The sequence below is a fragment of the Neobacillus sp. BF23-41 genome (assembly GCF_041106275.1).
In genome coordinates this window covers 151,151-171,305 of record NZ_JBGBPR010000008.1, presented here as the reverse complement: position 1 = coordinate 171,305, position 20,155 = coordinate 151,151, and the positions used below count along the sequence as shown (strand labels likewise).

General features: G+C 40.6%; 22 protein-coding genes and 2 riboswitches. Of the genes, 7 read left to right on the top strand and 15 right to left on the bottom strand.

The features are described from left to right. Positions 1-175 precede the first annotated feature (175 nt). Positions 176-1,477: an NCS2 family permease gene (locus AB7942_RS14575; RefSeq protein ID WP_369447402.1), complete on the top strand. Its 1,302-nt coding sequence runs from the start codon at positions 176-178 to the stop codon at positions 1,475-1,477. 221 nt (positions 1,478-1,698) lie between these two features. Here AB7942_RS14575 and AB7942_RS14570 read toward each other — a convergent pair whose 3' ends face one another. Then, positions 1,699-1,890: a hypothetical protein gene (locus AB7942_RS14570; RefSeq protein ID WP_088089707.1), complete on the bottom strand. Its 192-nt coding sequence runs from the start codon at positions 1,888-1,890 to the stop codon at positions 1,699-1,701. 329 nt (positions 1,891-2,219) lie between these two features. On the opposite strand from AB7942_RS14570, the gene AB7942_RS14565 reads away from it, so the two are divergent. The 3 genes from AB7942_RS14565 to AB7942_RS14555 all read left to right on the top strand — a co-directional run bounded on the left by AB7942_RS14565 (position 2,220) and on the right by AB7942_RS14555 (position 5,427). Beyond that, the gene (locus AB7942_RS14565) at positions 2,220-3,029 is read left to right on the top strand and encodes an N-acetylmuramoyl-L-alanine amidase (RefSeq protein ID WP_369447401.1); all 810 of its coding nucleotides are present in this window, start codon (positions 2,220-2,222) and stop codon (positions 3,027-3,029) included. Between the two features lie 249 nt (positions 3,030-3,278). Then, the gene (locus AB7942_RS14560; RefSeq protein ID WP_369447400.1) at positions 3,279-4,802 is read left to right on the top strand and encodes an N-acetylmuramoyl-L-alanine amidase; all 1,524 of its coding nucleotides are present in this window, start codon (positions 3,279-3,281) and stop codon (positions 4,800-4,802) included. Between the two features lie 208 nt (positions 4,803-5,010). Next, entirely contained in the window at positions 5,011-5,427 is a 417-nt protein-coding gene (locus tag AB7942_RS14555; protein WP_369447399.1) for a VanZ family protein, read from the top strand. A 136-nt stretch (positions 5,428-5,563) separates the two neighbouring features. Here AB7942_RS14555 and AB7942_RS14550 read toward each other — a convergent pair whose 3' ends face one another. Together AB7942_RS14550 and AB7942_RS14545 are read right to left on the bottom strand one after the other, a co-directional pair. Next, positions 5,564-5,845, bottom strand: coding sequence for a hypothetical protein (locus tag AB7942_RS14550; RefSeq protein WP_369447398.1), 282 nt, complete (start codon positions 5,843-5,845; stop codon positions 5,564-5,566). 223 nt (positions 5,846-6,068) lie between these two features. After that, positions 6,069-6,200: a hypothetical protein gene (locus AB7942_RS14545; protein WP_369447397.1), complete on the bottom strand. Its 132-nt coding sequence runs from the start codon at positions 6,198-6,200 to the stop codon at positions 6,069-6,071. Between the two features lie 115 nt (positions 6,201-6,315). Between AB7942_RS14545 and AB7942_RS14540 the strand changes: the two genes are divergently transcribed. Continuing rightward, the gene (locus tag AB7942_RS14540; protein WP_179195961.1) at positions 6,316-6,492 is read left to right on the top strand and encodes a hypothetical protein; all 177 of its coding nucleotides are present in this window, start codon (positions 6,316-6,318) and stop codon (positions 6,490-6,492) included. Positions 6,493-6,534: 42 nt separating this feature from the next. On the opposite strand, the gene queF is transcribed toward AB7942_RS14540, so the two are convergent. Beyond that, positions 6,535-7,035, bottom strand: coding sequence for a preQ(1) synthase (queF, locus tag AB7942_RS14535; RefSeq protein ID WP_088089713.1), 501 nt, complete (start codon positions 7,033-7,035; stop codon positions 6,535-6,537). A gap of 127 nt (positions 7,036-7,162) precedes the next feature. Next, positions 7,163-7,209: riboswitch (PreQ1 riboswitch) on the bottom strand. Between the two features lie 294 nt (positions 7,210-7,503). On the opposite strand from queF, the gene AB7942_RS14530 reads away from it, so the two are divergent. Continuing rightward, positions 7,504-8,415, top strand: coding sequence for a DMT family transporter (locus AB7942_RS14530; protein ID WP_088089714.1), 912 nt, complete (start codon positions 7,504-7,506; stop codon positions 8,413-8,415). Between the two features lie 93 nt (positions 8,416-8,508). Here the strand turns inward: AB7942_RS14530 and AB7942_RS14525 are convergent, their stop codons facing one another. The 3 genes from AB7942_RS14525 to AB7942_RS14515 form a co-directional block, all read right to left on the bottom strand. Continuing rightward, positions 8,509-8,643: an anti-repressor SinI family protein gene (locus tag AB7942_RS14525; protein WP_335719817.1), complete on the bottom strand. Its 135-nt coding sequence runs from the start codon at positions 8,641-8,643 to the stop codon at positions 8,509-8,511. A 403-nt stretch (positions 8,644-9,046) separates the two neighbouring features. Further along, a complete protein-coding gene (locus AB7942_RS14520) occupies positions 9,047-9,337 on the bottom strand; it encodes a hypothetical protein (protein ID WP_369447396.1) in 291 nt (96 codons plus the stop codon). Between the two features lie 207 nt (positions 9,338-9,544). Then, entirely contained in the window at positions 9,545-10,060 is a 516-nt protein-coding gene (locus tag AB7942_RS14515; RefSeq protein WP_098932656.1) for a DoxX family protein, read from the bottom strand. Positions 10,061-10,285: 225 nt separating this feature from the next. Here AB7942_RS14515 and AB7942_RS14510 point away from each other — a divergent pair, with 225 nt between their 5' ends. Further along, positions 10,286-10,504 (top strand): spore germination protein, encoded by a 219-nt coding sequence (locus tag AB7942_RS14510; RefSeq protein ID WP_098932658.1) that lies wholly within the window; start codon positions 10,286-10,288, stop codon positions 10,502-10,504. Between the two features lie 571 nt (positions 10,505-11,075). On the opposite strand, the gene AB7942_RS14505 is transcribed toward AB7942_RS14510, so the two are convergent. The 8 genes from AB7942_RS14505 to AB7942_RS14470 form a co-directional block, all read right to left on the bottom strand. After that, entirely contained in the window at positions 11,076-12,431 is a 1,356-nt protein-coding gene (locus AB7942_RS14505; protein WP_369447395.1) for a C40 family peptidase, read from the bottom strand. Positions 12,432-12,715: 284 nt separating this feature from the next. Continuing rightward, positions 12,716-13,543 carry a MetQ/NlpA family ABC transporter substrate-binding protein gene (locus AB7942_RS14500; RefSeq protein ID WP_369447394.1) on the bottom strand — a complete coding sequence of 276 codons (828 nt, stop codon included), beginning with the start codon at positions 13,541-13,543 and terminating at the stop codon, positions 12,716-12,718. A 20-nt stretch (positions 13,544-13,563) separates the two neighbouring features. Further along, the gene (locus AB7942_RS14495; protein WP_088089722.1) at positions 13,564-14,235 is read right to left on the bottom strand and encodes a methionine ABC transporter permease; all 672 of its coding nucleotides are present in this window, start codon (positions 14,233-14,235) and stop codon (positions 13,564-13,566) included. Further along, positions 14,225-15,238 carry a methionine ABC transporter ATP-binding protein gene (locus tag AB7942_RS14490; RefSeq protein ID WP_369447393.1) on the bottom strand — a complete coding sequence of 338 codons (1,014 nt, stop codon included), beginning with the start codon at positions 15,236-15,238 and terminating at the stop codon, positions 14,225-14,227. Before AB7942_RS14490 ends, AB7942_RS14495 begins: the two co-directional genes overlap by 11 nt. Before the next feature lie 91 nt (positions 15,239-15,329). Then, positions 15,330-15,436: riboswitch (SAM riboswitch) on the bottom strand. A gap of 285 nt (positions 15,437-15,721) precedes the next feature. Next, positions 15,722-16,867, bottom strand: coding sequence for an ABC transporter permease (locus tag AB7942_RS14485; RefSeq protein WP_369447392.1), 1,146 nt, complete (start codon positions 16,865-16,867; stop codon positions 15,722-15,724). Continuing rightward, positions 16,867-17,979, bottom strand: coding sequence for an ABC transporter permease (locus AB7942_RS14480; RefSeq protein ID WP_369447391.1), 1,113 nt, complete (start codon positions 17,977-17,979; stop codon positions 16,867-16,869). Before AB7942_RS14480 ends, AB7942_RS14485 begins: the two co-directional genes overlap by 1 nt. Positions 17,980-17,992: 13 nt before the next feature. Next, positions 17,993-18,931 (bottom strand): ABC transporter ATP-binding protein, encoded by a 939-nt coding sequence (locus AB7942_RS14475; RefSeq protein WP_369447390.1) that lies wholly within the window; start codon positions 18,929-18,931, stop codon positions 17,993-17,995. Between the two features lie 119 nt (positions 18,932-19,050). Further along, the gene (locus AB7942_RS14470; RefSeq protein WP_369447389.1) at positions 19,051-20,154 is read right to left on the bottom strand and encodes a sensor histidine kinase; all 1,104 of its coding nucleotides are present in this window, start codon (positions 20,152-20,154) and stop codon (positions 19,051-19,053) included. Between the last annotated feature and the right edge of the window lies 1 nt (position 20,155).

Here is a 20,155-nt window from a genome sequence, read left to right as displayed (position 1 = left end):
ATATAAGGCACGGGATGGTTCTCTTTTTTAGTCCACTGAAGTGCATTTTGGTGTCAGGCACCATCATATCTGTTACAAAAATGGACAAATTAAGAGGAAACTCTTGAATTTTCATCTAAAAACGAATAATATAGTTTAGGCCTTATTAAAACGTTCGTATTTTGGAGGAACAACTATGTTTAAATTAAAAGAAAATCATACCGATACAAAAACAGAACTGCTTGCAGGGATCACCACCTTTTTTACGATGGTCTATATTGTCGTGGTAAATCCAGTCATTCTTGCCGATGCAGGGGTTCCGTTTGGGCAAGTGTTCACCGCAACCATCATAGCCGCAGTCGTCGCCACACTATGGATGGCGCTTTTTGCAAACTATCCAATCGCCATTGCCCCAGGCATGGGACTTAACGCCTACTTCGCCTATTCTGTTGTCGGCGGCCATCAGGGAATAACCTACCAAACTGCCTTTGCTGCTGTTTTTTTTGCTGGTGTTATCTTTGTCATCTTATCGTTAACTCCCTTAAGGGAAAAATTGATTGACGCCATCCCGGAAAACCTTAAACACGGGATTACTGCAGGAATTGGGCTGTTCATTGCCTTTATCGGGCTGCGTCTTACAAAAATCATTACAGCACATCCAACGAACCTTGTCGGTCTCGGCGACCTTCATTCAGCTTCCGCCCTTTTAGCGCTAGCAGGACTAGCGATCACACTTGTATTAATGGCGCTTCGAGTCAACGGGGCGATATTTTTTGGAATGGTGATTACCGGGCTCATCGCTTTCTTTACGGGCCAACTGGAATTCAGTAAAGGTTTTATGTCGCTGCCCACTCTGCCAGAGGGACTAATTATTGCTAATCCAGTGACAGCGCTGACTGACGTAATTCAGCATAGCCTTTATGCTGTTGTCTTCTCTTTCATTCTAGTGACCATTTTTGACACGACGGGTACCATGATTGGTGTCGCCAACCAAGCCGGTTTAATGAAAGGCGGCAAACTGCCGCGGGCCCGCGAAGCCTTACTTGCCGATTCAATTGGTACGGCAGTCGGGGCAATGTTTGGGACGAGCCCAACAACCGCCTATATTGAATCGTCGTCAGGGGTAGCAGCAGGAGGACGGACTGGTCTAACTTCCCTAACGGTTGCGATCCTGTTCATCCTGTCCGCCTTCTTTGGTCCACTGGTTAGTACGGTTTCCGGGATTTCTGCGATTACCGCACCGGCTTTAATCATTGTCGGCAGTCTAATGATGGGAAGCATTGCAAAAATCCGCTGGGACGAGCTGGATGAAGCCTTCCCTGCTTTTTTGACCGTATTGAGCATGCCGCTCACATCAAGCATCGCAACAGGGATCGCGCTTGGTTTCATCAGCTACCCGCTTCTAAAGTTAGTTAAAGGGAAGTGGCGTGAAATCCATCCATTGCTATACGTGTTCGCTGTCTTGTTCTTTATCCAACTTGCATTTTTACAACATTAAACAATAAAAAGCGGAAGCGCCTGGTGCAGGGGCGACAGGCATAAGACGAGCTAGCGTGAAGGTTTCTTTTTAACCCTCAGGACGGATTGGCTTATGACCCCGAGCCTCTAGGCGCTGGAGCTGGATTCGGAGAACTATCCAACGTTATCTTCAGTAATTTATTTCCATCCAAAAAAGAGTGTCAGGCACCAATTTGGTGCCTGCCACTCTTTTTATGTTACCTATTTTTTAGGAAGATCAAGTGCTTGGTACGCTAATTGATACTTTCCGCCATCTGCCACTTCTGAATGGTACAATGCCTTTAGGGCAGTATTTTTCTCAAGCCCGTGTTCTACTTTCAACTCTTTTAAGCGTGTATGCAATTCTTTATTATCCTTAATTAGCTGCTGCATTTGTGATTTCAAATACTTCATAAGATGATTAACTCCTTTCAGAAACCAAATCCGTTCCCCAAGTATAGCATTAATCAACTTTATTTAAATAAATCATCCCATATTTATTTTCTCTGACCGTGTCCCTTTTGCCGACTTTTTTCAATATAGAGTGTAATAGGAGGTGACGGTTTTGGTCACTTAAGAACTCTCTTTCTTACCGAAAGACTGGTACAATTACATTTTCGGTAACTAAGAGAATCAACCGTTGGTGACATCCTGCATTAATTACTGTGACAAGCACCCGAACCTATTGTCCATACTGACATAGCATGTATATATAATCAATTTTTAGAAATGGAGAGGATGTAATGAAGCTTTATTTAGATCCAGGTCATGGAGGACAAGACCCAGGTGCTCAAGGTCATGGATTAGATGAAAAAGATGTGACGTTAGCTATCGCGCTCAAACTACGGTCCATTTTACAAAATGATTATGAAAACATTGACGTAAAGATGAGCAGGAGCAGCGACACCACAAAAAGCTTAAGTCAGCGATCGAGTGAGGCCAATGCATGGGGCGCAGATTTTTTCTTAGCTATTCATATCAATTCCGGACCTAGTACCGCTTTGGGCTATGAAGACTTTATATACAGCGGCTTATCCGACACTTCTAAGACAGCCCAATATCAAGATATCATCCATGCCGAAGTCATGAAAGTGAATCAACTGAAAGATCGCGGCCAAAAAAAGGCTAACTTCCATGTGTTACGTGAATCAAACATGCCAGCACTGCTATCGGAAAATGGATTTATCAGTAGCGATCACGACACCGCATTAATGAAACAGTCTTCTTGGATCCAAAAAGTAGCTCAAGGTCACGCCAACGGAATTGCCAAAGCCTTTGGCCTAAAACGGAAACCAATCGATCCGCCGAAACCAGATTCCGGAACACTTTTCAAAGTAATAGCCGGTTCATTCAAATCAAAAGTAAATGCGGACGAGCGAGTAGACCAACTCAAGGCAAAAGGAATCGAATCATTCGTAGATACGACAAAAATAGCGGGCGAAACATGGTACCGAGTTCAAGCTGGAGCCTTTTCCAATCGAGAAAATGCCGAAGACCGCTTAGCCGAAGTAAAAAAAGCCGGAATCAACGATGCTTTCCTTGTTGCGGAATAAGTATTGGGTCAATTACTGGTGTCAGGCACCATACATGTACATTTGTCCTTCACACAAGGACAAGCGCTTAAAAGTAATAATATCATACAAAAGACCTTCTTTTACATGAAAAATCAGGGGAGGTCTTTTGTATGATTTTTTATATTTAACAATTCATACTTGAGCGACTGGACAGAAAACCCGAACAAATTTAAACTTTTTCCCATACCCTATATATGAACGTATTTTAAATGAAATGGAGGAGTAAGCATGAAGCTATATTTAGACCCTGGTCATGGCGGTGATGATCCCGGAGCCCAAGGGAATGGCCTAGATGAAAAAGATATTACCCTAGCTATTGCGCTTAAAATACGAAATACCATCCTAAAGGATTATGAAAATGTTCAAGTGAAGATGAGTCGTACAAGCGATACCACCAAAAGCTTAGCACAGCGCTCAAGCGAAGCCAACACCTGGGACGCAGACTTTTTCCTGGCTATTCACATCAATTCTGCTGATAGTTCAGCCCAAGGATATGAGGATTTTATATACAATGGCGCCTCTAACTCAAGTAGAGCTGCCACAGTCCAAGAAATCATTCATGCCGAAGTGATGAAAGTGAATCAGCTAAAAGACCGGGGACAAAAAAAGGCCAATTTCCATGTAATTAGAGAAACAAATATGCCAGCAATCCTAACGGAAAACGGCTTTATCAGTAATAAACATGACGCCCAATTGATGAAAGATTCATCCTGGCAGCAAAAAGTAGCTCAAGGCCATGTCAACGGAATTGCAAAAGCCTTTGGTCTGAAACGCAAAGTAACGAAGGAAACACCGAAAACACCCCAATCTAGTTTAACAACAGTTTACACCGTCTATGTTGGATCCTATAAATCCAAAGAAAATGCACAAGACAGGGTAGCTGAACTGAAAAAGAAAAACATTAATTCTTCAATTGTTACCACTAAAATATCTGGAGCAACCTGGTACCGAGTGAAAATAGCAACCTATACGACCAACGCAAACGCAGAAAAACGTCTCAAAGAAATCGAAAAAGCAGGATATAAGGATGCCTTCATAATTATTGAAAAAGCCAGTGCAACTACTACTAAATCAGCTACCCAAGAACCAACTAAGAGTACCAGTAACTCAGCTACTCAAAAACCAACCACAAGCACCAGTAAAACAACAACAGCAAAACCAGCCACAACCACCAGCAATGAAACGGATCTAAAAGGCGGCACGAACACGAAACCAAGTCCGGCTCCAGCCAACAGTGCAAAGGAACTCCCCATCATCGCCGACCCCGGTCAATTTACCATTTTCGGTCCGACCTTCCTAACTCCGGAACAGATGAATCAATTTGTGAAAAAGGTCAATCCTAACGCGCCGGAATTAGGTCAATTTTATCAAACGTTAGGGAAATATTACGGCATTAGAGGCGATGTCGCCTTTGCACAAGCCATCCACGAAACAGACTATTTTCGGTTTACCGGAGTCGTCAACCCTGAACAAAACAACTACTCAGGGATAGGAGCAACTGGAGGAGATACTCGCGGAGCAAGCTTTGAAAATCAAGAAGAAGGTGTCCTTGCACAACTTCAACACTTGTATGCGTATGCGACAGCGAAGCCACTACCAGATCAATATCCATTGGTTGATCCCCGCTTTCATCTAGTCGACAGAGGATCTGCTCCCACATGGACCGCTTTAAACGGAAAATGGGCTGTTCCAGGTACCACATACGGGCAAGCCATTCTAAATCTCTATGAAAAAATGATCCATTCCGGATAATTAATAGCTAGAGAAGCAACAACTCCAGCATCTTCCCAGATTGTCTTCCCCAATTTCAGTGACTTACTTGGATGATTTCCCCAAACGAAAGACCTCTTTTATTTTTAGAAGAGGTCTTTTCCTTTGTCAGATAGATAATTCCGCCCCCTCGATTTGGTATATTACCGAAAAAACAAGACCACAATGATATTAAAAGGGAGGTCTCACCATGCGCGGAATATTTATTTTGTTATGGGCAGCTGCAATCTTGATTTTGACCTGTACCGCCGATTTTTCTGAATTAATTACATCTGGCAAAGTCCGCTTTGAGTGGGTCGGTCATCCGAATTTCTCTGATTTGCTATTACCCTTACCGCTCGAGCTCAGCCGCGACTTCCTGCTTCAAAAATGTGGCCATGTCTTTGCCTTTCTCATTCTGACATTTTTACTGCAAACTAAATTCCATTCAAAAGCATACATTCTAATTCTAGCTATTGCCCTTGCTTTGCTAACTGAAATCTTGCAATTATACTTCTCTCGTGATGGAAGAATGTTTGATATGGGATTCGATCTAATCGGTATTCTTTTTGCATCAGGGACACGGAGTCTACTTACGGTGCACCAATCAAGGCAAACCTATCTTTGATGGAATGGCTTCATATTTTAATAGCAGTTTAGTTTATTTCTCCTTTTTTCTAGCGCTTTGAGAATCCTAACTAAACGCTTGATTCGTTTCACCTTAATCCTTGTCGCGGATAGAATTTCCCCTCCAACGTGTGGTGTCAGGCACCAGAGTTTTGAATTTGTTTATTAAGCAAGACCATTAACTTTTTTTGAGCCTTTTGATTACGAATAATCTTTTTAACACGCCTCGTGCTTTGTAAATAACCTCTCACATGCCTGTTAACATAAAACAAACGGCGATATTTCTCATCATTATATATTTTTTTAAACCAATCTTGTTGTTTTAGTTGCTCAATATTACGGTCAATTCTTCTCGTATCCAAACCAGTGGTAGAACCAGTGAACATCCCATCCAATAAATCTAATAGAAAATATAACATGCAAGTCCTGCCCCTGTTCTAGAGTTTCAGGTTTCCCTGAGGATTATTTTTAAAATAGAAAATAAACGGCCAAAATCAGCACAACCAAGACTGCTCCACCAACTATGGCCATGCGATGGCGTGATATCTTAGGCTCACCCTGTTGAGCGATTGGAGTTTTTTTGAGTTTAGCAGCAGCAGCTTCTTGTTTTTGCCCTCTACTTTTCCTTTCAAAAAATGCCGCCTATTTATTATCTTCACTTATTACTTTTTTTCCTTCCGCACTAGTTAAGATCGATTCTAATTCTTCAACAGTCATCGGTTCTTCTAGTTCAATTTTTTCCAATAGGGTCTCGCTTAATGTAGAAATTTTCAATGGAAAGAATCCTTTCGAATCTGCCCCTCAATATCACACTCTTTCTTTTAATCCCTACCATTACTATTATAGTCACGAGAAAATTGGCAATGATAGTAGAGGAGGTGAAAAAAAGATGACAAACGACCCGAATCTTCGTGGAAATATGATCGATAATGAATGGAATAGTGAAGAGGTTCAAAATGAAACCATGTTCAGCGGAATAATCGACGATGAATGGCTCGAAAACAGACGAACAGATGATGAAGACTATGACTATCAGGATGATGACCATAACGATTACGTATGGTAACCCAAACAAAAAAAATAAGGCCGGAATCCCGGCCTCATTTTTCTATCGATTATCCACTTTCTCCGGATAAAGATCATGGTTCATTAAACGGAAATTTGCCATCTCCTCGTACTTAGTTCCCGGCTTTCCATAGTTACACCATGGATCAATCGAAATCCCGCCGCGTGGAGTGAACTTCCCCCATACCTCAATGTATCTTGGGTCAAGCAGCTTAATTAAATCATTCATGATGATATTCACACAATCCTCATGGAAATCTCCATGATTCCTGAAACTGAAAAGATATAACTTCAATGACTTACTCTCAACAATCTTTTGATCCGGTACATACGAAATATACATCGTCGCAAAATCCGGCTGGCGCGTCAACGGACATAAACTAGTGAACTCCGGGCAATTAAATTTCACGAAATAATCACGATCCGGATGAAGATTATCGACCGCCTCCAATACCTCTGGAGCATATTCAAATGAATAGGTAGTCCCTTGATTACCTAATAAAGTTAAATCCTTTAAACCTTCTTCATGGCTTCTGCCAGACATACAAAAACCCCCTTGTAATCTGTCCCGACACTTCACTAGAGTAGAGTTTCCCATAGCAGCTCTATTTTTCAAACTAAAAGGATCCCACAAAAAAGCCACGTCCAGTATGGACATGGCCTAAAGTCATGTATCCATAGTTTTTTATAGAGGGTATCAGCTATGAACCTCTCCCGCAAGTACGGGCATTCTCATCTTCATATCATATAGAACACCACAACATTCGTCAATGGCAGATCAAGGCAATTTCACAACCTCTTTTTTTTATAAGGAACCCCACATGGTGACTGAACAAAAGCTGTCCCTTGACCTCGCCTTCCCGTTTTTTAATTAGTTCTCTCGCCAAGGTGAATTTTTGCAGCGCTGGTGCCTGACACCATGTGGTATAATAAAAAATATTTGCCACGACTTTCGGGATGCGAAAGTTTTAATTTTATAGAAAAGACCTGTTACAGGGCATAGGGGGATATGATGAAACAACAAGAAATAGGGTCACGATCAATTGGGCTGCCGCTGACCATTTCAATCATTGCCATCTCATTTTCGGCTATATTTGTCAAATGGTCAGACGCACCGGCCTCGATTTTGAGTATGTACCGGATGTGGTTTGCTAGTATCTTAATGGTTCCCATCGTCTGGAAAAAACGCAGTGAATTTAATAATATCATGAAAAAAGATTGGTTCTTTTTATTTTTTTCAGGCTTCTTTTTAGCCTTGCACTTTGTCCTTTGGTTCGGGTCCTTGAAATTAACAACCGTCGCAAGCTCGACCATCATCCTTGCCTTGCAGCCGATTGTCTCCTTGCTTGGAGGCTTTCTCCTATTCAAGGAACGAACCACCTTGTCCGCATTGATGACCATGGGTATTGCCATTATCGGAGCAATGATGATTGGCTGGGGGGATTTCGGTTTAAGCAACGATGCAATCATGGGGGACCTGCTGTCGTTTTTCAGTGTCATCTCAGTGGTTGGTTACTTATTAATCGGTCAGACGATCGTCAAAAAGGTATCACATTGGCTTTATAGCTTTTGCGTATTTTTCTCGGCTTCAATTATTCTTACCATCTATAACCTTACAACAGGAGTTTCCTTAACTGGATATCCTGCCAAGGAATGGGGCATCTTCTTGTTACTCGCCACCGTTCCAACGGTCAGTCACGTGATCAATAACTGGCTTTTAAACTACGTCAATGCGACAACGATCTCGATGAGTATTTTAGGCGAACCCGTCGGCGCCACGATTCTAGCGGTCCTATTATTAAATGAACATCTCGTCAGCTGGCAAATTGTCGGCGGCCTGCTCGTCCTGCTCGGTGTCTTCTTCTTTTTAAGTCAGCAGCAAAAACCACTGCCACAAACAGTAAAAGAAGGTACTTTTAATTAGCATTTAAGAGAACAATAATACAGAAAAAAGGGACTAAGATTAGTCCCTTTTTGTATAAATGTATTCGGCGATCAATCACATTAAAATATTCATTTAATACCCTTTTACCTCATCCTGTTTTAGAAAACTCTTGATCGTTTCTACGGATAATCCAAGTTCTTTTGCTTCCAAAATTAGCGCAAACCATTCCTTATCAATAACCGTAACATCACTTTCTGAAACATTCATATTCTTCCTCCTAAAATGCTCTCCGTTTTCAATTATCCATTTATCTATTAAATAGTCTATACTGCTCAATATAAGCTATTATATCTAGTACTTTTATAACAGTGTGTTGGATTCTGTCGTATTTATAAAATTTTCCCAACTATTATCTGCTGGATTATTCCAAATTATCACAAATTACTACACTAGCCTTCTTAGAAATTAAGATAACCAAATCTTGAACATACGAAAAAGGGCGGCTTCAAAAGACATGAATATGCCTCTTGAAGCCGCCCCTTAGAAGAACTTATTTTCCTGAGTTTCCTTTCGATCGTCACGGTAGCCGTACCTCTAGTCGTATTTCCTGCGACCCACACTTTCAGCGGGTCAATTGAACCTTCTGCCTACCCAACGATTTTCCCAATTTTCACAGCTTCCAAGTTGGGAAATCCGGTTCTTTTTTTTTTTCATACTCTTTCATTCTTGAGTAAGAGTTTGATAGTTTTGATAAAATGTATCCTTGAGGGCTTGTTATTTCGACTTGTTTGCTTAACTCTTGAATTTTTATATTCGTAAACATGTTAGACACTTGAGCTAAATTTTCAATCGTGTCCATTAATTCAGGGTTATCATTGTAATTGCTTTTGGCGATATAGTAAATATAATCAAGTTTGTTCCTTATGTGCTTTAGCGTCTCGAGATCAAATTGTTCAGTCATTACATCACCCCTTATCTTAAAGCATATGGAACAAAAGGTGATTTGGAACAAAATCCAAAAATAAATTTTAGTGAAAAAAAATAAAGGGTGGCAACTTAAATAAAAATCAATGAAATCGACATAACGGATGGCATTAAATGAGTTTGGACTTAAAATAGAAAAGCAGAAGTGGAACCCTAGGGTTAACTTCTGCTTTTTGATGTTCATTTAAGCTGTGACTTTTGCTTTTTCGTGATCTGGACCTTTTTTGCTCATTTTTGTGATGAAAGGAACCACCCAACGGTCTAAACCGATTCTTCCAGCGTTATAACCAGCTGTTAAGATGATGAAGCCAAGGAAAATGTCTCTAGGGTTATGAGATACTGTACCGGCTAAGAAGAAGCTAAAGTTCATTACTAAACCAAAGAACATTGCAGTTGTTGTTAAGCAGCCTAAGATTAAGCCTAAGCCGATTAGTGTTTCGCCCCAAGGGACGATGACGTTAAACACATCCACGTTTGGTAAGGCAAAGTGTTTTAAGAAGTCAACATACCATCCAAATACGACTGCACCATCTGGACCTTTTACTGGGTTCGCGATAGCTCCTTTTAAGAATCCAGCCGCATCGAAGCCGCCTGTTAATTTATGAAAACCTGCTGTAAACCAAGAATAGCCAAGGTATAAACGTAAGACAGTTAAGATAGCGGCAGCGATTTTATTTTCTCTTAAAAATTTGTTAATCATAATTCATTCCGCCTTTCAATTTTTGTTTGTTCTTTATGATTACACTATATTCCCTTTTTCTGTTAAACAACATAGGTATAGTGACAAGTTCACAGTTTGTTAAAAATGTTATGACGAACTGTTGAACAGCAATAAGTAATCCATCATATCTGCAGTCATTGCTTTCGAACCATTCCCTTTTATTTGTCATATAGTAAGTTATTAAAATGCAAAGGATGTTCATCCATGTCAGAATTTCCAGTTCCAGTGAAGATTGATACAGTCAGTGGCGGGATTGTTCAATTTGGCAATTCGTTGTTCATTTCTCCTAAGAGCGCCTCGAAAAACACACAGGGCTCAGGCTCAATAAATACAGGGTTTCATGTCACAACTATTACTGGTCAAAGTACAACCACTTCGGTCAATGCGGATGTACTTGATCAACCCATCGTTCAGGATAACTAAGCAAAAAGACGACTCGGAAGCCCGAATCGTCTTTCTTTAAATAGAACAGTTAAGCACTTACTTTTGCTTTTTTCGTGATCAGTTTCTATTTTTCCAGCTGATTAACAACTGAGATCGTTTATTTCAGAATCTGGTGAGAAAATCCCACCGAGATATTCGGCGTGTTCGAGATATTGTTGCACAAAGTCTTTTAATGTCATCGGGATACCCGTATCTTCTAACCAATAATCATAACTAATCGCCAAAGTCTTTTTGATCATGTCATTTTCTAGCCAGTTAGGGGCTAATTTATGCTCAAGACCGGCAAGGACTTGAGCAATTTCTTGAATTGTGGTTATGTTTATCACCTTCTTAGAAAAAAGTTATATCACCTTTTTTCTAGTATATGTGATTATCGGCAAAAAAAATTCTAAAACCACTCCATTTCTTATAGTTCGCAGTCGGTGTCACATTCCTTCTACTTCTCACCGAGTTCGGTGCTTAAACGCAAAATTATATGCTGAAACATGTTGATCTATACCAAACAGGCTTGGAGTTTTCCTCCAAGCCTGTTTTTTCTATTAACTTATATCTAATGCAATACTCTTGCTGCAGTTGTAAATTTAGCCGGATTATACGTAGCAATTTTCACAACATCACCCGTTTGCGGGGCATGTATATATTTCCCGCCTCCAATATATATGCCGACATGATAGGCAGGGTTACCCCTAAATACTAAATCACCTTTCTGTACATCATATGGAGAAATTCTGGTTCCAACATCTTGTTGGTCACGGGATACCCTTGGAAGACTTATCCCAACATATCGGTACACATATTGCGTGAACCCTGAGCAGTCAAACCCGCTTGGAGATGACCCGCCCCAAACGTATGGAACGCCCAAATATTGTTTAGCGGCTGCTATTAACGCATTTGCCTTGTCAGAGTTAGTTGCTTGAATTGTCGGCGAACTGGAAGCTGATGGGCTCTTTACCGAAGACTGTGGTGCCTGTTGTCTTGGCCTTTTTGGTGCTTCTTGCTGTGTGTGTTGCTGCGTTTGTTGCTGTGTTTGTTGCTGTGTTTGTTGCTGTGTTTGTTGCTGTGTTTGTTGCTGTGCCTCTTCTTGTGCTAGTTGCCGTGCTTCTTCCTGTGCTTGTTGCTGTGCCTCTTCTTGTGCTTGTTGCCGTGCTTCTTCCTGTGCTTGTTGTTGTGCCTTTTCTTGCGCTTCTTGACGTGCCTTCTCTTGTGCTTCTAGGCGAGCTTTATCTTGTGCATTTTTTTGAGTTTGTTGTTTAACTAGTTCCGTTTGTTGTTGCTTTAAGGCGCTTTTTGAATCTGCCAATACCTGATTCATTTCTACCTTATCAGCTTCAACATTCTTTTGTTCCGAAGCTAATTCAGCCTGACTCTTTTTTAATTGTGTTAATTCATTTTCGAGCTTTTGCTCTGCAGCATTTAAGGTTGCTTCTTTTTTAGCTAGAGCCTTCATTATATCTGTATTACTTTCAAGAATTTGCATAACGGCAGTAGATCGAGTTAATAACTGAGAAAAATCTTCTGAAGAAATGATAAATTCTGCGTAAGTGATAATGGACTGTTTCCCTTGTGCCTGCATGGTTCTTAGTCTTGTAGAATAGTAGTCTTTGTTCGTTTCTAAGTCTTTTCTTGCTCTTTCAATTTCAGTCTTTGTTTCTTCCATTTGACCTTGTTGTGCTTTAATATCATCGTTTAGTTGTTTGCTTTTTTCCATTCCTATAATGATTCGATTGTCTAGTTGTTGTATCTTTGTTTCTAGCTCTTCAATTTGTCCTGCTGTCTTGTTGATTTGTCCTTTTGTCTGATTGATTTGTCCTTGAGTAACAGGTGGACTTGCAAAAACAGGGGCTGCTTGCACGATCGAAGTTAAAAGAGCAACCGATAGCGTATATATTAATGTTTTCCGTTTCAAACTATAATCACCTTTTCTTAGAGAAAATTATTCCAATTCATATAAATATAGTTTAAGTTTGTTAGAGAATAATAACAATGGAACTGGACAGATTGTAATAAATTTGTAATGTTATGTAGAAACTTCATAGAAAGCGTCGAATGTAGAACCTAGTTTTCGTGAGAGTATGTTAACTTTCGTCATTTTTCAATATATAGAAGAAACTTGAGAGAATAAACGAGTTGGTACGGAAATGTCCACAAAACAAACCTCGAAGAATAGAGACTTCGAGGCTTGTTCTGGATTTACTTTTTCATCCAATCCGGTTTTCCAAATCCTTCAAATTGTTCATCGATTACTTTTTTAAATTCCTCAGACTCGACAACAGCTTTTATATCTTTTGCAAATTGAGCATCTTTGTTTTCTGTTTTCACCGCTACAACATTGCGATAAGGATCGAGCATATTCTCAAGCGCTAGCGCTTTAAGCAAGTCCATTTTAGCAGCAAGGGCGAAGTTTCCAGGTACAGCGGCTATGTCAGCACTATCGACAGAACGAGGCAGCTGACCTGCTTCAATCGGCTGAAACTTCAAGTTCTTCTTATTTTCAGTAATATCCTTCTCAGACACTTTAATCGGGTCTGCCTTTTCATTAATTTTAATCAAACCTTCATCACGGAGCGTATTCAAGGCCCGAGCGGCATTCGTCGGATCATTTGGAAGGGTAACTGTTGACCCATCCTTCACCTCAGCAAGCGATTTATAAGTGTTTGAATAAAGGCCCATAGGTGCCGTTGGGACAGAAATCAACGCGGATAAATCCATGTTATTTTCCTTCGCAAAACTTGAAAGGTAAATCGAGTTTTGGAAGAGGTTTGCGTGAATATCACCATTATCTAGCGCTTTGTCTGGTTGAATATAATCACTAAATTCAACAATCTCTACTTTGTAGCCCTTTTCTTCTAATCCTGGTACAATCGCTTTCTTCAACATATCACTATACGGACCAGCTGTAGCCCCCAATTTAATATTCTTTGAATCAGCGCTTTTCTTATCGTTGTTTCCTGAGCTGCCACAAGCAGCTAAAGCTCCTAAGACTACTAGCAAAATAAATGATAAAAACAATTTTTTCATGACTATTTCCCTCTCTCTTTTTATCTTTTATCAAAAACTTTGGCGAGAAAATCGCCAAGAAACTGAACAAACTGAACTAAAACAATTAATATAATCACAGTGGCAATCATAATGGTATTGTCGTATCGATAGTAACCAAACCGAATGGCCAAATCACCAATTCCACCGCCGCCAACGGTCCCTGCCATCGCCGAAAATCCAATTAAACTAATCAGTGTTAAGGTAATACCTGAGATAATTCCTGACCTTGCTTCAAGGAGCAGGACATCTTTAATAATCATTAACGGCGTAGCGCCGGCAGCTATCGCGGCTTCAATGACCCCTTTATCAATCTCCCTTAATGCATTCTCGACAATTCGGGCAAAAAAAGGAATCGAAGCTACAGAAAGCGAAACACTCGCAGCAGTTGGTCCAATTGTTGTACCTACTAGAAAATTGGTTAAGGGAATTAACGCCACCAATAAAATAATAAAAGGAATGGAGCGGACTAAATTAACAACAAAGCCCATGCAAAGTTGGATGACGCGATTTTGCAAAAACAAGCCTTTGTCGGTCACGTATAATAGAATCCCTACTGGCAAGCCAATGACTATCGCGATTACCAATGAGATGAGGATCATATAAATCGTTTGTAAAAATGCTGTATTTATATCAGGAATTAGTTCCAAAAGATGCTGAAAATCAAAGCCCATTACGTAACACCTCCACTTGCGCTGCCCGGTCTTCGATATACTGAAGTGCTGCTTTCACGTCTTCCTTTTGTCCCTTCAATTCCATGATAAAGATGCCAAGTGGCAATTCTTGAATATATTCAATCGATCCATGCAGGAAGTTCCCTTTTACGTTATATTGCTGGAGCATATCGGAAATAACGCCCTCTCCAGCGACTTTCCCCTTAAACATGACCTTGATAATCGGTCCTTCACAATTATTTAAAATGGTCTCCGGAACGTCAAAGGAAACAACACTGTCGATAAATTCTTTGGTCAGTTCTGCCTGAGGGTTGGCAAATATATCATATACCGCTCCCTCTTCAATGACCTTTCCTTCTTGCATAATCGCCATTCGATTACAAATTTCCTTGACAACATTCATCTCATGCGTGATTAAAACTATCGTAATATCGAGTTCTTTGTTAATTTTTTTCAATAAATTTAAGATCGATTTTGTCGTGGTTGGATCCAGGGCTGATGTTGCTTCATCACATAATAGTACCTTCGGATTATTAGCCAGCGCTCGTGCAATCCCTACCCGTTGTTTTTGTCCACCGCTCAGTTGGGAAGGATAAACATCCCTTTTATCTCCAAGACCGACCGTTGCAAGCAGTTCTTCCACCCGTTCTTTGATTTGGCTCTTTGGATAGTTGGCCGCTTTCAAGGAAAACACGATATTCTCAAACACCGTTTTTTGACTGATTAAATAAAAGTGTTGAAAAATCATCCCTATTTTTAATCGTGATAAGCGTAGATTCTCCCCCTTTAGTGAAGTAAGGTCAATACCATCAACAGTAATACTCCCTGATGTTGGTCGCTCCAACAGATTAATACAGCGCAAGAGCGAACTTTTTCCTGCACCTGAATAGCCGACAATTCCATAAATTCCGCCTCTTTGAACGGTTAACGAAACATCATCCACACCTTTTACCGTGCCATTTTTCGTATTGTAAACTTTCGAAAGATTCTGAATCTCAATCATACGATTACCTCTTTTTTAAAATGCAATATTTTGGATATAAAAAAATGCCCCTCTCAACTGAAAGGGACATCGAAATACAAGTGGATATTTCGACTTATCTTTCAGAATGATCGTCATTCTGCAGGAATTGGCACCTTCCCTGTAATGGGGGTTGCCGGACGTCATAGGGCCTAGTCCCTCAGTCGCTCTCGATAAGTTTCATCATTAAATTAAGATATTTAAGATATTACCAATCTATTTTAATCTTGTCAATCATCTGAAAATAGTATTCTAACATAATATGGATTTCCATTCCCATAAAATCAATCAAAATAGTTGGATTAACTATACTATACTCAACTATACTAGTCTATTCTATTTTTATTTTACCTGCATCTCATTCCGACCAGCCAAAAAAAAGACAAGAGCAACTTTGCCCTCATCCGACGTTTACACTTTTCCGCTTTATACATTAGCTGTGCGGAGGTCTGAACCACATATCTACTACACAAAAGTCTGTGTAGAATTATTTCTACTAAATCGATACACCGCAATCAAGAAAAACGCAGCGGCAAAGGCAAATAGAATCATGAAATTTAAATACAACCCGCTAAATTCATTTCCTTCCTGAAGCTTCGTTAACGTATCCAATGTCCAGCGCTGCGGCAGGAAATTAGCAATTTTCTGTAACGATTTCGGCATCACTTCCACCGGCCAGAAGCAGCCGGAAAGCATGACGGTCGGAGTGATAATTAAATTTTGCAAGGCGCCCGCGGCACTGCGGCTGTTTGAAAAAGAAACAATCATTAATGAGATCCCTACGGAAATCAATGAAAATAGCATCATGACGAACGCCGCTGACCAAAAGGACATATTGATGCCAATATCAAAGATACTTTTCATAATCGTTAACGTGATCAGCACCTGTATCGTCATCACAATCATGTTGACCATGACATTGGAGAAGATATACTTCCTGGCATTAATCGGTGTTGATAATAACCGAAAATAGGTGCGGTTTTCTTTTTCTAAAAGGATGATCTCGGACATATTGCAGGCCGACATCAGCATGATCATAATCAGGAAGCCAATCGTTTGGTTGGTCATAAACTTGTTTTTTGAAGAATCTTCTAAAGCATTTGTGGTCAGCTTATAATCTGTTTGCTGGTAATCCTGATACATCTGCTCAAAAGTCTGTTGATTACCGCCTGCAACATAACTGATCGTCGCAATATTATCGATATACTGATGTAAATAAGATTTCACGTATGCGGTAATTGCTGCACCCTTGATCGAGGTCAGTTGGATATGGTCAGGCTCCCCAGCCAAGACACTGTCAGAATATCCTTTTTCAAAGGTAATTACACTATCTAGATAGCCAGACGAGATTTGATCTTGAACATCGGCCGTGGTAATCTTGGAAATTTCCACATTCTCTAATCTTTTTAAAAATTGGATTGTATCCGTAGTAATCTCGCTAGGGTCCTGATTAACAATTCCAACATGAAGGATTGTTTTTTGATCGCCGCCATAGACGAGCAAGGAGATAAAAATCCCGATTAACGGCATACATAGATACATAATAATGTTTTTCTTTTTTCGAAACGTCACACGTAACGTGTTCTGAATTAACCAGAGGATATCCTTCATTATAGCCCCTCCCGTCTTTGCAAAGATATGATCGCCACGAGTAAAAATAAGAGCGCCCCGCCAAGATTCATCGTTAGCGCTGGAATAGCTGCCGCAAAGTCATTCGCATAAATAATCTTTGTCAGCGCTGTATTCATCCAGGTTAGCGGCGAAAGCTCAGTAATCAGCTTGAAAATGCCTTCTGGGTTGTCAATTTTAAAATAAGCTCCGCCAAAAAAGGACGATAACTGCACAAACAGCATGATGATCACTCTCGGACCTGCACTTGTTTTTGACAGGAAGCTGACGCCAATCCCCATGCTGACCGCAAACACGACTTCTGTCAGCAGAACAAGGAATACCAATCCAAGATGTTCGCCCCAGTTGGCTTTGAAAATAAGCTTGCTAAACAGGATGACGAGCAGGATACAGATGCTATTACTAACGAGACTCCCGAGTACTTTCCCGATGAAAATTTCACTTTTTCGTACTGGAGAAGCAATCAGGCGGTCCGCTGTCTTGCGAACTCTTTCGCTTACGATTAACGAGCTTGACGACATCGCACCGTAAAGAACAATCATCGTTGTGATGACAATTGCATAATAATCCATAGATCCCGGCTGTTTATCGGGAAGCAGCGAAGTTTCCTTAATGAAATCCGCCGGCTTTTCACGCGTGAAGGCACTTTCCAGCTTTTCCGGAGCCACCTTCATGACTTCAGAAGTAATATTGTATTGATCGACAAAGGAGGCGAGCATCCCTTGCAGAATATTTCCTTCAATACTGGTCCCATTATTGACATAGAGCTGAATCCCTTTATCGGTTACTTCTATATAACCATCATAGTTACCTTGCTTCACTTCTTTTTCGCCATCGCTATGTTCAGTTGCTTTTTTAAAATGAAGCCCTGATTTTTCGGCCTCAGTGATAAAGTGAGGAAAGTACTCACCCTTCGTTGTATCTTTATATAAGACATCGATATCATCGACGCGCAGACTGGTCGTAAACGTGTTCGATAGTGCCGTTCCAAGGACGAGCATTAACACAATTGGGAAAGCTAACATAAAAAACAAGGTTCGGGTGTCCCGGAAGTCTGTTTTAATACCCTTCCACGCGATATTGAGTATGTTCAAAGTGAGTCCCCCCTTATTGGTCACGTAGATTTCTACCCGTTAATGTTAAAAATACTGTTTCCAGGTTCGGTGCTTTTTCTTGTAAGGAGCGGATTTCGATCTGGCTGCTCATAAAATGCTCGATGATTTTGTTTAAGTTATTGACGCCCGTATCTGAGTTGATTTTAATCAAGTTTTCATCGACTGAAACAGCTTCGACCCCGTTTATTTCTTTAATCGATTCTAGGTTCACCTTTTCCGTTGATTTAACCTCAATCCAGACATCCTTTGTATTGGTAATGATCGACTTCAGCTGCTCCTGCGTTCCTTCAGCAATGATTTTTCCATGATCAATGATTGCAATCCGGGAACAGATCTCTTCGACTTCCTCCATATAGTGGCTCGTGTAAATAATCGTGCAGCCCATTTCATTCAGCCGTTTTACTGATGTAAGGATATAGTTCCGGGACTGTGGGTCAATCCCGACCGTTGGTTCATCCATAATGATGAGCTTTGGCCGGTGGGCTATTGCACAAGCAATATTTAGGCGGCGCTTCATCCCACCTGAAAAACTTTTTGGATAGCTTTTATGTTTATCCTGTAGGCCGACGAAATCAAGGGCCTCATCGACTCGTTCATTTAATTCGGCACCACGCAGACCGTAAAGTCCAGCAAAGAATTTTACATTTTCATAGGCCGTCATATCCTCATAGATAGCCAAATCCTGCGGCACCATGCCAATATTCATTTTCGCAAATCGGCTGTATTTAGCACTATTTTTTCCGAGTATGCTAATCGTTCCATCATTGCTGCGCAGCAGGCCGGCAATCATGTTGATCGTCGTACTTTTTCCAGCTCCATTGGCGCCCAGAAAACCAAATATTTCTCCCTCCGCAACAGATAAACTCATATTATCAACTGCGATAAAGTCAGCGAATTTTTTCGTTAAGTTGTTAATTTCTAAAACGTTCATCCTCTCACCCCTAAATCGTTTGTCTGTTTCCAGTATATAGAAAAAGAATGAACGCGCATAAGTGCAATCGTTCATTCTTTTCACATGAGATTATTCATATTGGGAGCATGAGATTCTCATCACCCCAGCGGCAGGAGCGTAGTGACGGAAAAACCATCGCTGCTGTCGACAATCATTTTTCCATGGACAGATGCCGTCCGCTCCTCCATTCCGATGATACCTAGGCCTTTTTTAATCATAGCTGTTCCCGCACCATTATCCTTCACTTCAACTCTGACCAATTTGTTTAAAACCTTTAGATCGACGGAAACATGTGTTGCATGTGAATATTTCATCGCGTTCGTCAGCGCCTCTGTGACATTTTCATGGATGATTTTCCATTGAATCGGCTCGATAATATCTAAATTGCCTTCATGGGTGAGGACGGTTTTTATCTGTTGTTTGGCGTTAAAATCATCGATTAGTAGCTTCAAGCGGTTAATCCCCACTTGTTCCGTGGGGGGCTTCATATTTTTTAGGGTCAGGCGGATGTTTTCGATCCCCTCTTTCGAAATGTTGATCGCATTTTGGAGGAGCTCGGTTGCTTTTTGAGGATCGGTCTCCATTAATCGTTTGGACGCTTCCATCTGAAAAAGCGCACCGGTCATCGAGTGGCCAATTTTATCATGAATCTCCTGTGAAATTCGGTTGCGTTCCTCTAATTTAAATGTGTATTCGGACTGCCGTATGTATTCGGTATTTTCATTGATATTTTTCGTTAACTTCTGGAGTTTTTTTCGCATCGTATCGATTTGCGCTTCATTTTTTACCAGTCTATCGCTATAGATAGTCGTGAGCGAAAATATCATAAAAGAAAGACACGCCACTAAACCGTATAGGGGCTTCAACGATTCATTCATATACAAGATAGGAAGCAAGGAAAGAATCATTAGCGTTATTTTTTTATCAAAAAAACCAGCGGCCAATTCCACAATCGATAAAGGCAGAAGCAAACTAAACAAGGGATGCACGAAGAGATAGGCTCCTGTTGTAATAGCGATGGACACCATATGCAGTATCCTTTTGATGGTGTTATTTTTTATTATATAAAGCGTAATATTTGCACAAAAATACACGAGAAAGGCGAGGACAATCCAGGAGATATGGCTGATATTGGTTTGTACTGCAAGGTAAGCAATATACACTAACAAAAGCAGCTTCGTAAAAATGATCCAAAACTCCATT